Consider the following 13,034-nt stretch of genomic DNA (forward strand, 5'->3'; position numbering starts at 1 on the left):
CCAACAAGGCGATCGACGCTCATGATGAGTGGCTATTTGACGGGTAAGTCCGCCAATATCGGTGGCGAGCGACGGCGTTATACGGTCATTGAGAAGCCCGATGGGTGGTGCGTAAGCCTGAACGGGATGACAACAGGGGCGTTTCCGAACCGGGCCGCGGCTGCAACGGTGGCGAGGAGCCTCCAGCACCAAGCCGATAACCTCAATCACGTCTATGAGCGGAAATCCCACTGAGAGGGGAACCGGCTACCGCCATTTGACGGCCGGCTGGTAGATAAATGTCGGAGGTGGGAGCTCCCTGAAAATGAAAAAAGGCCCGACGACGGATCGCCGGGCCTTGAAGCTGAAAATGAAGACGGCGGGGCGGCTTCGACCGCCCGCCGGGGTTTGGCGTCATTCCGCGGCGATCATCGCTGGCGCCTCGGCTTCCGGGTCTTCGGGGGTTTCCTCGTCCTCGTCCTCACCGGCAAGGAAGGCTGGGAGCGCCGTCTCGGCCTCGCCTTCCGAGGTATCGGACGTGGTCGGCTCGTCATGGTCGATCAGGCGCAGCGGCTCCGGTAGCCAGCCACTGTCGGCCAGCAGGCGTTCGGCCTCCTTGGCCATGTCGCCCTTCTTCAAGTGGTCGATGAGCTGGGCCGCGCGTTCGCCCGCGCCTTCGCGGACGGCCGCAAGAATGCGGGGCTTGGTGACGCGGCCGAGATAGTTCTCGACCGTGGGTCGGAAGCCGACGTCCACCATTTCGAGGCCGGTGGCGCGGGCCAGTCGATCGGCCTCTGCCATACGCCGGTCGAGACCCGACTGCGACACGCCGCTGCCGCTGTAGGGGTTGGGCCGTTCATAGAGGGCGTTGATCCCATAGCTGACGCAATGCGCGAGCAGCGCCATGCGGCTGGCGTCGTCGAGCACGGCGAGCCAGTCCCACAGCGCATCCTCATCGGCTGGTAGGTCAGCCTTCCAGTCCTCATGCCGCTGGATGACGGACTTGGCATAGGCCGTCTCGGCGAGATCCTTGCCCTGTTCGCGGAAGAATACGTGATTGACGGACGCCTGCAGGCTGGCGCCGGAGGTGGCCGTCCGCTGGAAGGTGTCGCGCACGAGCTTGTGCAGCAAGGCGGTAAACGCGACCTGGGGATTGGCGCCCACGGCATCGCGGAGCGCCAGGGTGCGGTGCGCAGTCAGCTCGGTAACGAGCCGTTCGGGCAGCGGCTTGATGACGTCTTCCTCGTCGTCATCCTCCGGTTCGGCCGACTGGCCGCCGATGGTGATGACGGCGCGCTGAACGGTGCCGGATGCCGCGACTTCGGTACCGGTGGCTTCGGCCTCGCCGTCGGGGTCCTCGACGCCGACCGGCGTCTCGTCCTCCGGGCGCACATAGCCGCGATCGACGACGGGCTCGCCATTGCGGTCGACGCTGATGAAGACGCCGCCACGCGCGATGTCGGCCGGATCGTAGATGACCGGGCGCTTCTCGAAGGCTTCGAGCGCCGTCTCGATCTCGCCGAGACGCTGGTCGATCTCGTCCGGCAGCTCATCGGCTTCCGAGTATTCAGCCTCGATCCGTTCGTATTCCTCACGCAGGGCTTCTCGGGCCGCGCGCTCGTCATCGTTCAGATCGACGAGGGTGAAGTCGAGCGCCCGCAGCCCCTGATCGTAGCCATAGGGCAGATCGGTATCGACGGTGATCCACTTCCAGCCCTCGGCGGCGATTTCCTCGGCGAGGGTCTTGAGCTTCTCCGCGCCCAGGCGGTCGAGAAGCGCGGGGTCCTGAAGCCAGCCGCCTCCATCGGTCTGGAAGAGATCGCGCAGCACGCTGCCGCCCGCCTGCTCATAGGTTTCGATGCCGATGAACAGGGCGCGCTTGTCGGTGGCCGGCACCGTGGTTTCAGTGAGCAACTGGCGGATATACCAGGGCTGGCGATTGTGGGAGGTCTGGACCGCCCCCCAGACCTGCTCCTGGCGGGCATGGTCGGGATTGACGGTGAAGGCCATCAGCTCTTCGAGCTTCATGCCGTCCTCGGCATAGATGTCGAGGAGCGTGGGCGAGACAGAGGCCAGACGCAGGCGCTGCTTCACCACCTGCGCGGTCGTGAAGAAGGCCGCAGCGATCTCCTCCTCGCTCATGCCCTTGCGGCGCATGTCATAGAAGGCCCGGAACTGATCGAGAGGATGCAGCGGCACGCGCTGGGTGTTTTCGGCGAGGCTGTCGTCCTCGGCGAGAATCGACGTGGAGGGATCACGCACGACGCAGGGCACAGGCGCGTTCCTCGCGAGACGCTTCTGCTTCACGAGGATGGCGAGCGCCTGATAGCGGCGACCGCCGGCGGGAACTTCATACATGTCGGTCTCATCGCCCCTGGCGTCGAGGACCGGGCGGACATTGAGGCTCTGGAGGAGCGTGCCTCGGCGGGCGATGTCCTCGGCCAGTTCCTCGACCGAGACGCCGGCCTTGACGCGTCGGACATTCGATTGGCTGAGCACGAGCTTGTTGAAGGGGATGTCGCGGGAAGGCGACAGGATGATTTTCTGGGCGGCAGTAGCCATCGTGGTAGTCTCCGCGACGGGCGCCGAGAGCCTCTCTCTCGACCCGAACCCGTCACGAAAATCCCCACCTCCCTCTCACTCTGCTGGTCGGACCCTGTCGCCTGGCCAGGGGCGAGAACGGAACGGCGATGTTCAGGACTGTCTTCCTGTGCCATAGGGATTGCATCGCCTGCGGCTTGAACACCGCATCGATCGCATCAAGCGTTTGAACACTGGGTCACCGACTATGTCGGGCGGCCCACGGAATAGAATACCCATCGGCGTCGGGCTTGCCCGGCGTGGGAAATACGTGGGGCGCGGTTCCCAGTGTTCACGCGTGTTCAACCGTCCCGGCGCCAGTCGGGGCGGCGGGGAATTGTCTATGGACGCTATGATTTCTGGCTGGAGAAATCCGCCCTGGGCGGACTTGGCGCGTGTTCTGCGCCGATGGCTGGGGGCGTCGCCAGCCCGCCATGTCCGCTTTTCCGAGGCGGACCGGGCCGTCATCACCGCACAAGGCAAGGCACTGATGCTGTTGGCGACAATGCTTCACGCACGGGGCGTGATGGATATGGAGGAGTTCGCCGGCACGCTCGCCGTGTTCAGCGTGGTTGTCGCTGAGGACAACGCGGCCGAAGGCGATATTCTCGCTGTCTGGGCAGGGTTGATGAAGGACGGCCGGTAGGCTGAGCGTCGTGGCGCAAGGCTGCAAGCTGACGAACCGGAAACGCGGGAAAACGCAGAAGCGGACACCCGGAAAGCCGGAGAAGCGGCTTTGCGCCTTTGCGGCTTTCAGGGAATCAGACCCCGCACATGCCCTCGCACTCGTTCGGCCAGAGATCGAGCTGGCCGCGGTCGGCGGCCGTCGATAGGTCGGCATGGTCGAGCGGCACGGCGGAGCGGTGCAGATAGACTTCGGCGCGGATGCCGCGGAAACCGGTGCGGATGGCGGCGTCGACCGACACGGCGTCCGCCCAGGCTTCGGGATCATGGTCGCGCATCTGTCGCCAGTGATCGTCGGAATGAAACGGGCACCCGAGGCAGGCGCTTTTGGGCGGCAGAGGATAATCGTGCCGTTCCAGCCAGCGCAGGCAGTCCTGTCGGGTCAGGCCCCGCTCGATCAGGGGCCAGCGGTTGACCTGCCAGCTCTCGTAAGAGGGTTTCATGCGAAGCGCCTCGTCGAGCGAAATCCCGATCCATTGCTCGGTGACCGGCGACGTGGGCGAGCGCCGCCCGGCGATGCCGAGCAGCTCGCGCACTTTCCGCCTGATCGGCACGATCTTGTAGTCTCCGGTGCATTGGCGGCGGATCATGCCGATGCTGGCCCGCTCGGTAGCCACGATGCGGGAGCCGACAACGACGAGATCGCCGTTTTCGTCCTCGTCATAGACGGGAAGCTCGCTCCCGGCAGGCGTCACGGTGCGGGTGAAGGCTGGAATGGAGGCCCAGCGCTCGCCCTGTGCGCCGGCGATGAGGTCGGCGCGCAGATCCCCGGCCGAGACGATATGGACGGGAAACGGCAGGACATTGGGCGACCGCAGCCAGGCGAGATGGTCATAGACGGCCTGCGGCTCCCACCCGGTATCGGCGAAGATGGCGCAATCGGGCATGGGGCCGACTTCGCCATGCGCCGCCATCAGCGCCAGCGTCGTGGACTGGACGCCGGCGCCGAGGCTGAGGACGCGCAGGCGGATGTCGGCCGACTGCGCGGGGTCGGGTACGAAACCCGGAAAGGCGAGCGCGTTCATCACGCCGCCTCCCGCTCGTCGTCGTTCTGGTCGATGCTGCCGGAATCCGGCAGGAAGCTGAGAAGCCAGTCGGCCGCCTTGCTGGCTTGGGAGGCGGCTCGGACGATGGCGCGATTGTCCTCGCGCAGGACGTCGAGTTATCCGCAGCAACCCATAATGCGAAGGAAGGCGGCCAGATTGCCTAAAGTTCGGGGTTTCGGGCCACCTTCCTCCGCATTATTTCAGAGCGTGTCGAGCCAGGCGAGAACGCTCGTATCGCGTTTCCACGAGGGCTGGCGGGTGGGTGTTTCGGGAGCACCGACCTTTTCCAATGCCTTGCGCTTTGTTTCGAGGTTGGCTCTGGCGTAGTGGTTGGTTGTGTCGAGGCTCACATGACCGAGCCAGCTACGGATGACCGTGACGTCGACGCCCGCCGATATGAGATGCACGGCGGTTGCATGCCGGAAGGCGTGGGGCGTCACATGCTTGTCGCGCAGGGTTGGTGAGGTTTCGGCCGCTGCCTTCACATAGGCGGCAAGCTTGAACCGGACCCCCGATGCGCTGAGCGGTTCGCCATAGCGGTTAACGAACAGCCTCTGGTTTGGCGCCCGTGGTTGCCGTTCGAGCAGCTTCTGCAACAATATCACGGTTTCCGGCCAGAGCGGGCAGATGCGTTCTTTTCGACCCTTTCCGGTGAGGCGCACGCAGCTCGGACTGTCGAACCGGACCGCATCGGGGCACAGATCGAGCGCTTCCTGTATTCGCGCGCCGCTGTTGTAGAGGAACGAGAGCAAGGCGTGGTCGCGCATACCTTCGAGTGTCGAACGATCAGGCTGAGCCAGGATAGCCGTCACTTCCGCCGGGTCCAGATAGCAGGGTTCCGACACCGGACCGCGCTTAATCGGGATGTTGAGGATTTCGACGCACTGGGCGATCGATCCGGGATCCTTGGTTGCAACGAAGTTGAAGAAGCTGCGTATCGCTGCAAGCCGGCAGTTTCGCGTGCCGATCTTGCCGCCGCGTTCGTGTTCGGCGTGACCGAGGAACGCAATGACCTCTCCGGCGGTTAGATCCGCCAGCGTGATCATCGCCACCTTCTTGCCTGAGCGCTTTGCGACGAACCGGAGGAAGAGTCGCCAGGCATCGCGATACGACCGGACCGTATGGATGGAGGCATTGCGCTGCTCGACCAGCCACTCGTAGAAGAACGCGCGCATCAGCCACGGGAACTGATTGTTCTTGCTCATGCCCGCACCTCCTGCCCGATATTGAGGCATGGCGCGCCCAGCACGCGGAACCGCTCATTGGCGTGATGCAGCAAGTCCTGCGTGACGGTGATGTAGACCAGGGTCGAGTTGATGTCCCGATGGCCGAGATAGGTCGCAAGGAACGGCAGACGATCCTGCGGATTGATGCCTGCCTCGTACCATTCGAGGATCCGGTTCACGACCATCGAATGCCGCAGATCGTGCAGGCGAGGTCCAGTTCGCCCCCGAGGCGGCTTCAGCCCGGCGCGGCGTATGACGTCAACCAGCAGCCAGGCGACGGCCTGCTTCGTATAGCGGTCACCACGCTGTTCGTGCCAGAACAGGCCGGAGCGCGGATCAAGGAACCCACCGGCGCGGCGTCGCGCTTCCGTATATGATCGAAGTTCTACCATCACACTGTCGGGCAGCGGCAGTATCCTGGTCTTGTAGAACTTGGTTTGGCGGATCGTGATCGTGCCGCCTTGGAAGTCCACGTCACCAAGATCGAGGCGAGCCAGTTCGCTTCGCCGCAGACCGGCGCAATAGGCGAGCAGCAGCATGGTGTAGATGCTCGACGGACGAAGCGGCGATCGAGGTGAAGGGTAAGAGCGGGCGATGTCGAGCATACGCAGCACATCGGACGGTGTGTAAATATGCGGTTTTCGCCAATGTCTGGCCACTTCCTTTTCTGGGCGCGGATCAGGTCGGCGGGGCGGGATCGATGGGTCCTGATGGCGCAGGATTTTCGTGAGGACCCGTCGGAGCTTTTCGCACTCGTTGGGATGATTGCGCGTCGTTTTCGCCGCGGACCAGTGTTCAAGCATCACCTCGAGCGGCTGGTCCTGAAGCTCCGGGTTTAGCTGAAGAAAGCGGTCGAGCCGCCATAGCCGCATCGCTTGCGCAGTGTATTTGTAACCCCGGTTGCGCATCAATGTGACGTGCTCAGCCATCATGTTGCCCAGCACACTGCCGAATGGCCTGGGTCGGTATAGTTCGGCAAGCGCGCGATCCGGATCGCTGGAGGCCAGCGCGCGCCACACCGGCTTGCACTGTTTGATATTGCAAGCCTCACGCAGACTGGCGACGGGATTGCGTTCGATCGCTCCGGTTTCTTCAAGGTGATCGAGGAAACGGTCGATAATCCGGGTGCGGTGCAGCCGTGTCGTCGAGGCCCACCGGCCAGGCGACACATGCAACCATGCCACCAGCATGTCCTTGTCGAGCTTGCCGTGGCGTTCGGCGACATCCTGGAAGATGTTGAGCGCCTGCTTGTAGTAGATGGGGCTCTGCGTGGTGCGCAGGTTGAGGCCTGCAATGTACCGCGCGATCAGCTTGCGATCAGGGTCGGGCCAGTTCGTCATGACCGCACCTCCCGTCCCGGCACGTCGAGCGCGATGGCCCGAAGGTCCTCGGTGGCGAGCTTCAGATAGGGAGCTGTGGACTCCGTAGAGCGATGCCCGAGCAGATCGCCGATCACCTTCTGCGGCACGGCGGCGCGCAGCATTTCGACGGCGCGTGCATGGCGGAAGATATGGGAGCCGCTTTTACCAGCCGGCGTGATCCCGGCAGTCGTAAGCCGCCGCCGCACCATATTGGCCAGCATGCCGAGCTTACGATAAGGCGCGCGTGTTCGGACAAAGATCTCGCGAGCATTTGTGACAGGCCGCCCCGTCTGCAGATAGGCGAGCACGGCCTCACCCACCGGCGCCATCAATGGCAGGAATGAGTTGGCCCGGGTCTTGGTGTGCCTGATGCGGATCACTTCCGCCCGCCAGTCGATATCCTCGATCCGCAGGTTGCAGATTTCGCCCGATCTCAAGCCATAGGTCGCCAGCAATTGCAGGATGGCATGATCCCGCAGGCCCGTCGGCGTCTTATCCTCCCCCGAGGACTGCAAAACCGCCGTGACCTGATCGGGCGTAAGGATCGATGGCACCCCTTCATACGCATAGAGCAAGGGGGCGATGACATGCGGCGATAAATCGATGGCGACGCGCCCTGTTCGATGGAGATAGCGCAGCATCGAGCGAAGGCGCTCCGCCACATCCTTCACAGACCGGCGCGTCTGATGAGGGCTGCGCGTGTCCATGTAACGGTCGATGTCGCTGACGGTCATTGCCATCAGGCTGTCGGGACCGTGCCGATCGAGCTGCCAGACCAGAAAGTTACGGCCCTCCCACATCAGCGCGTCGATGCTGGCCGTAGCAAGGCCTCGTTCTTCGCGCAGCCAGGTCTCGTACTCGTCGCAGATGGCAAAGCGCAGTGCGTCGGCCGCGCAGGTCGCTTTCGGCGGGGACGGCCATTGGCCCTGTGCAAGCCGCAGCAAGGCATGGATTCCGGAGCGCGGGATAGAGTGCCAGTATGGCCCCGGAGATCGACCATGGCGCTTCCGGAACAGCGCTACCGCATGATGCAGGTAATGAACCACCTGCGTCTCGGTCACCTCCACAACATCGATGTTCTGCTGTGCAAGGTATTCGACGAACCCGCGCGCATAGGCGCAGTAGTTGCCGATCACCACCGGGCTGTATCGTTGGTTGGTCAGTACAATTCTGAGCTCGGCGATGAGCTCGTAATCAGCATTCAACATTATTGATTCCTCTGCTTGTCAAAACGACAGCAAAGGTCCGGCACAAAATAATGCTGAGCAAATCCCGCTCGCGGAAGCTGGAACCCCGCGGATTTCCAGCGGTGCGGCCGCCTTCCTTCGCATTATGGGCTGCTGCGGATAACTCAAGTTATGCTCACCTCGTCATAACTTCAGCCAGGAGCCGATATAGTCGGCATGGCGGACGGTCGGAGCGATGCCGAGCGAGGCGCAGCAGAAGGCCGCGTTGATCTCGGCGATCAGCTCTTCGAAGGCGTATTTCTTGGTGCCGAAGGAGCCGGAGAAATCACGGCCGAGGCGCAAGGGATGGCCCGTCGCGTGTCCGAGCTCATGCAGGGCCGTACGGTGCCAGTTGATTGGCTCGAAATACGCCTGCGGCGGCGGAACGACGACATAGTCATGCGCCGGGACATAGAAGGCGCGGTCTCCGCCGATGCGGAAGTCGATGCCGGTCGCCCGGATCAGGGCCTCGACGCGCGGCTCGATCAGGCCCGGTTCGGGCGGCGGTGCGACGACGGCGATTTCTTCAGGCAGGCCGTCGCATTGAGCGGCGTTGAAGACCGTGAAGCGCTTCAGGAACGGAATCGCCTGAGCGTCCTCGCCGGCCTCGCGGGCGCGGCGCTTTTCGTCCTCGGGGGTGAAACGATCGGCATAGACGACGGTGGTGCCGCGCTCGCCCTTCCTGACATTGCCGCCGAGGGAAAGCGCCTGGCGGAAGGTGAGCCAGCTCTGGCCGGGGAAACCATGCTCGATGACGGCGCCCCAGAGGATGAGGACGTTTATCCCCGAATAGCGCCGGCCTGTGGCGGCGTTCTGCGGCATGGCGAGCGGCGCCTTGACCGCGGCCGAGCCCCAGGGCTGAACCCAAGGGAAGCGGCCGGCCTCCAGTTCGCCGATGATCTTGTTTGTGATATCGTCGTAAAGGCTCGCCCGATCCGAGCCGGGGCGCGCGCTGCGATCCTGTCTGGACATCGCGGTTCTCCGCGACGGGCGCCGGAGACCTCTTCTCCAGCCCTCAACCCGTCACGGCAAACCCGGTCCGCACTCTCACTCTAAAGGGGGCGTTGCGGGGTCTCCCCGCAGAAGGGGGTGCGCCGGCAACGAAGTGCCGGCCAGGGGGAAGGCTTTCCCCCGCCAAAAATGCAGACAGTCGTGGAAATGATGGTTGCGAGCCCTGCCGGGCAAACCCGATCAACCGTCCTGATGCCGTGAGGCTGTTGGAGGCGACCGCGCCGCCATAGTGCCGTCAGCCGTCGTACTGCGCGAAATTGAGATCATAGAGGAGGCTGTCGATGGTGATGCCCGTCTTTTCGCAGAACTCCAGCATCTCTATCCAGGGATTGCCGCCGGGATCGCGGTCCCACAGCCGCACGAAATATTGCTGGTAGCCATGCCCTTCGGTGATATCGCCAAGCAGGTGATGCTCCAGCAAAGTCATATGCTGACACAGCCTGGTTTTTCCAAGGTTGAACGCGCCGACCACGTCTTCGGCCGGCAGGTCATCGACGTCCCGACGTCTCATGCGTTCGGCCAGCTTGATGGCGAATGCCCGCTCTTCGAGGGGAAGCTCCTTCAGCCTGTCGATGAAGGTGGTCAGCCCGGCGACTTCCTCGTCGAGATTCATCGAGTCGGTGACATCGAAGACCTCTCCGAACCGCTTCAGCGTTTCCGGATAGGTGGGCAGCCTGGCCTGGGTCGTGTCCGTGATCTGCGCGATGAGCTGTAGCTCCGCCCGTTTGAAACGATCTTCGTGATCGGCCTTGTATTTGCGCAGCACCTCGACCGTGTAGGTCGTCACATTGGGCTGATGGTCGATGATGTCATGGTGCTTGCCGCAAACCAGAAGCAGGTTTTCAAAGGCGCGGCGGTCTTCGTGGCTCATGTCAACGTCGAAGCGCGGCCCGCCTTTCTCGGCGGCGCAGATATGGGCGACCTTGCCCAGCATGGCGCCGCTTACGTCGACAAGCTGCTCCTGACAATCGGGGACGGCACACTGGTTTCCGCTATAGGCGAAGAGCTTCTTTACGGTAGAGGGTGTCGGATTAAGTCTTTCGACCGTTTTCTTGGCCATGTTCGCGGAAACATCCCTCTGAAATGAACTACAATTATATTCTATTACGATGCTGTTGCCTGCCCACCTGGTGAGCGCAAGGGGCACTGAGGAACAGCCTCGCATCGTAAATCCGTAAACCCGCAGAGCTGGAGAACCGGGTTTCAGCAAACCCGGAAAGCCGCCCTAGAGGTCGCTGACGTGGTTCTCGATCTGCGCCGCGAGCTTGACCAGCCTCTGGTCGCGCAGGATGCCGACGAAATCGGCGGCCGACACGCGCGTCCGGCTGAGATTGCTGCGCGCATTCGCCAGCGAGGCGAGCAGCATATCGGGAGCCTGCTCGTAGAGGCTGACGAGAAAGGCGTCCGGCGATTGCCGCGCCAGACCATGCTTCCTCAACTCGGCGACGGGGAAGTCACGCAGGTTCCAGGTGACGATCATCGACGCGCCAGCCTCGATCGCCGCCGCCGCGACGTGGCGGTCATCGGGATCGGGCAGGCTCACGGTGTGGATATGCCGATCATAGCCGGTAATGGTCGCCTCCGGCACGGCGACGTTCATGAGCTGCTTGGTGGCTTGCAGGTGCTCGGGCGGAAGACCCGGCGTATTGGCCAGTAGGTTGCGTATCCACTCGTCATGGATCGCCTCCGTCCAGTGCGCATCGACCAGACCGTCGACCGCCGCCTGCACAACGACATTCCTCAGATGGAAGGGGTAGAGGATGCAGGCATAGTAGATGGCGACGGCGGACTTAAACGCCATAGCGAAGATGGAGATCCTCGGCGTCGGCGGCGAGGTCCTGCATGGCCTTGCGCCGGACGTCGAGCTTGGCCTTCAGCGTCAGCACGTCCTTGAGCGAGGCGCGGCGGTGTTTGCCGACATAACGGAAGGGCAGATCGCCCCGGTCCATGCGCAGCACGACGAGCGGGCGCGAGATGCCGAGGATTTCGGACGCCTCGGTGGGGCTCAGCTCCTGATCCTCGGAAAGAACCGCCACGCGCTCGCCGCTGAGCAAGTGCGTGATCAGGGCCTCGACGGCGCTCGCCGCCGCGGGCGGCAGGGCCAGGGTCTCATCGTGACCGTCGCGGCGCCGGACGCGCAGCTCGACGCGGTCGCCCTCCGCCAGCTTGGGCAGAGGCGAGACCTTCTTGCGGTCGCGGTCCGAGAGACCGGCGAATTTGACGACTTGGCTGGCCATGATGGGTTCTCCTGACCAGCCAATATAGTCGTTGCGGGCTCCAACTGCAATAACTGAAACCCCCTGATGGTGTCGGTTACGCCGCAAGAGGCAGCTCCTCCTGCTCGTTGGCGGCCGCCGATTGGAGGAAACGCGCCAGCGCCGCCTTCCGGGAATCCCGATCGAGGGCATAGGCGGTCTGCTTGAAGGCGACGCCATCGAGAAGGCCCTTGATGTAGCCGGAGATGGTGTCTGCGGCCATGATGAGCGCAGTGTCGAGGCTATGGATGTATTTGCTCGTCACTGACCCCTTGGAGTGGCCGACCAGCGCCGCGATTGTGACCTCGGTGAAGCCGAGATCGTTGCCGATGCTGGCGAAGCTGTGGCGCAGGACGTGCGGCGTGACATCGGCCAGCGACGTGTCCTTGAAGATCTGCTCCCAGTGGTTCGGGAAGCTGCCGAAGGCGTTGTCCTCGCCCTGGCCGGGGAAGACATAGGTGCCGGTCAGGTCCTTGCAGCGTTCCTCGAGATATTCGACGACGGGAAGCCCGATGGGGCGGACGGAGGCGCCTTCCTTGCTGTCGACGAGGCGCAGGCAACTGCCCGCCGCGTCCACCTCGGTCCGCATGAGCCGGATCATCTCGGTGCGGCGGCAGCCGGTCATGGCGATCTGGCGGATGATGTCGACGGTCATCGCGTATTTCTCGGTCTCGGCCGCGTTTCGCAGAATGTCGCCCAGGATGTGATACTCGGCCTCCGTCAGACGGCGGTTGCGCACATTGTCCTTCGGTTTCTTCAAGCCGTGGGCGGGATTGCGGTCGATGATGCCGGCCTCGACGGCATAGGTGAGGATGCCGCCGAGCAGGCCGACAGTGCGGGTCGCCGTGCCCGCGCCGCCGCGCACGATGGCCTTGCCGCGCAGCTTCTTCGTCTTGACAGAGACTCGCGTCTTGCCGGCCATGATGTCCTTGAGGACTTTGTTGATGTCGGCCTTGACAAGATCCTTCACCCGCCGCGTGCCGATCAGCGGGATGATGTGCCGCTCAATGCGGCCGGCGTCGGTGACGATGGTCGACGGCTTCTTGGGACGACCGCCCTTGCCGAGGATCAGTCCCGCATTCAGGTCGGCGACATAGAGGGCGCATAGCTCCTTGACGGTGATGGCCTGATGGTCGAGCTGGCGTTCCTCGGACGGGTTCTCGCCCTTGGCGACGCGACCAAGCTGAACCTTAGCCTCCTGCCGGGCGGTCTCTGCCGTCCAGATACCATGCAGGCCGATGGTGAAGCGTCGCGTCCGGCCGGCCGCGCGATACTGGATGAGGTAGCTACGCTTGCCCGAGGCGAAAACGCGAAGGCCGAAGCCGGGCAGCTCGTCGTCCCAGATGAAGTAGTCCTTTTCACGGACGTCGGCGGCGTCCACTATGCGCTTGGTCAGTTTTGCCATGTGGCTTCTCCTCTGCTGGAGAGGGACTGTTTCCGCGGAAGCACTACGGAAGCAGCCGGATGAAGATCGGAGCGAAATTTTGGATAGACATTTCGGCGTAGAAAACCCCATAGTCCAGTGTTTTCAATGGGTTATCGTAGCCTAGCGTGCTCTATCGTGCATTTCGGATAGGCAGCCTAAATTGCTCCGAAGGCAGAGGTCACAGGTTCGAATCCTGTCGGGTGCGCCATTTATTTTAACAGTCTTGTTACTGCTCCTTTA

The 13,034-nt window shown here is 63.2% G+C and carries 12 protein-coding genes and 1 pseudogene; 2 read left to right on the plus strand and 11 right to left on the minus strand.

Features of this window, described 5'->3' with window-relative positions; translation table 11 throughout:
* The first annotated feature begins 21 nt into the window (after positions 1–21).
* Positions 22–234: a hypothetical protein gene (locus MKS82_RS02640; RefSeq protein ID WP_010398877.1), complete on the plus strand. Its 213-nt coding sequence runs from the start codon at positions 22–24 to the stop codon at positions 232–234.
* Between the two features lie 159 nt (positions 235–393).
* Here MKS82_RS02640 and MKS82_RS02645 read toward each other — a convergent pair whose 3' ends face one another.
* On the minus strand, positions 394–2,541 hold the full coding sequence (locus tag MKS82_RS02645) for a ParB/RepB/Spo0J family partition protein (RefSeq protein ID WP_119036665.1): 2,148 nt from the start codon (positions 2,539–2,541) through the stop codon (positions 394–396).
* A 361-nt stretch (positions 2,542–2,902) separates the two neighbouring features.
* On the opposite strand from MKS82_RS02645, the gene MKS82_RS02650 reads away from it, so the two are divergent.
* Entirely contained in the window at positions 2,903–3,205 is a 303-nt protein-coding gene (locus MKS82_RS02650; protein WP_010398874.1) for a hypothetical protein, read from the plus strand.
* A gap of 115 nt (positions 3,206–3,320) precedes the next feature.
* On the opposite strand, the gene MKS82_RS02655 is transcribed toward MKS82_RS02650, so the two are convergent.
* From MKS82_RS02655 to MKS82_RS02700, 10 genes and pseudogenes are all read right to left on the minus strand, one after another.
* Complete coding sequence (locus tag MKS82_RS02655; protein ID WP_119036666.1) at positions 3,321–4,268, minus strand: hypothetical protein; 948 nt, start codon at positions 4,266–4,268, stop codon at positions 3,321–3,323.
* Positions 4,268–4,405, minus strand: a pseudogene (locus tag MKS82_RS02660) (antirestriction protein ArdC); the annotation flags it as partial. The pseudogene MKS82_RS02660 and the gene MKS82_RS02655, both read right to left, overlap by 1 nt.
* Positions 4,406–4,489: 84 nt before the next feature.
* Positions 4,490–5,494 carry a site-specific integrase gene (locus tag MKS82_RS02665; protein ID WP_125302977.1) on the minus strand — a complete coding sequence of 335 codons (1,005 nt, stop codon included), beginning with the start codon at positions 5,492–5,494 and terminating at the stop codon, positions 4,490–4,492.
* Positions 5,491–6,855: a tyrosine-type recombinase/integrase gene (locus MKS82_RS02670; RefSeq protein ID WP_125302979.1), complete on the minus strand. Its 1,365-nt coding sequence runs from the start codon at positions 6,853–6,855 to the stop codon at positions 5,491–5,493. Before MKS82_RS02670 ends, MKS82_RS02665 begins: the two co-directional genes overlap by 4 nt.
* Positions 6,852–8,084: a site-specific integrase gene (locus tag MKS82_RS02675; protein ID WP_125302982.1), complete on the minus strand. Its 1,233-nt coding sequence runs from the start codon at positions 8,082–8,084 to the stop codon at positions 6,852–6,854. Before MKS82_RS02675 ends, MKS82_RS02670 begins: the two co-directional genes overlap by 4 nt.
* Before the next feature lie 162 nt (positions 8,085–8,246).
* Positions 8,247–9,074, minus strand: coding sequence for an ArdC-like ssDNA-binding domain-containing protein (locus MKS82_RS02680; protein ID WP_240578305.1), 828 nt, complete (start codon positions 9,072–9,074; stop codon positions 8,247–8,249).
* Positions 9,075–9,348: 274 nt separating this feature from the next.
* A complete protein-coding gene (locus MKS82_RS02685; protein ID WP_147373715.1) occupies positions 9,349–10,173 on the minus strand; it encodes a hypothetical protein in 825 nt (274 codons plus the stop codon).
* 165 nt (positions 10,174–10,338) lie between these two features.
* Positions 10,339–10,914, minus strand: coding sequence for a PIN domain-containing protein (locus MKS82_RS02690; protein WP_119036669.1), 576 nt, complete (start codon positions 10,912–10,914; stop codon positions 10,339–10,341).
* Complete coding sequence (locus MKS82_RS02695) at positions 10,904–11,350, minus strand: excisionase (protein ID WP_010398842.1); 447 nt, start codon at positions 11,348–11,350, stop codon at positions 10,904–10,906. The genes MKS82_RS02690 and MKS82_RS02695 overlap by 11 nt, the downstream gene beginning before the upstream one ends.
* Positions 11,351–11,426: 76 nt before the next feature.
* The gene (locus MKS82_RS02700; protein ID WP_119036670.1) at positions 11,427–12,773 is read right to left on the minus strand and encodes a tyrosine-type recombinase/integrase; all 1,347 of its coding nucleotides are present in this window, start codon (positions 12,771–12,773) and stop codon (positions 11,427–11,429) included.
* Between the last annotated feature and the right edge of the window lie 261 nt (positions 12,774–13,034).

Source organism: Ochrobactrum sp. A-1 (assembly GCF_022488005.1).
Lineage (GTDB): Bacteria > Pseudomonadota > Alphaproteobacteria > Rhizobiales > Rhizobiaceae > Brucella.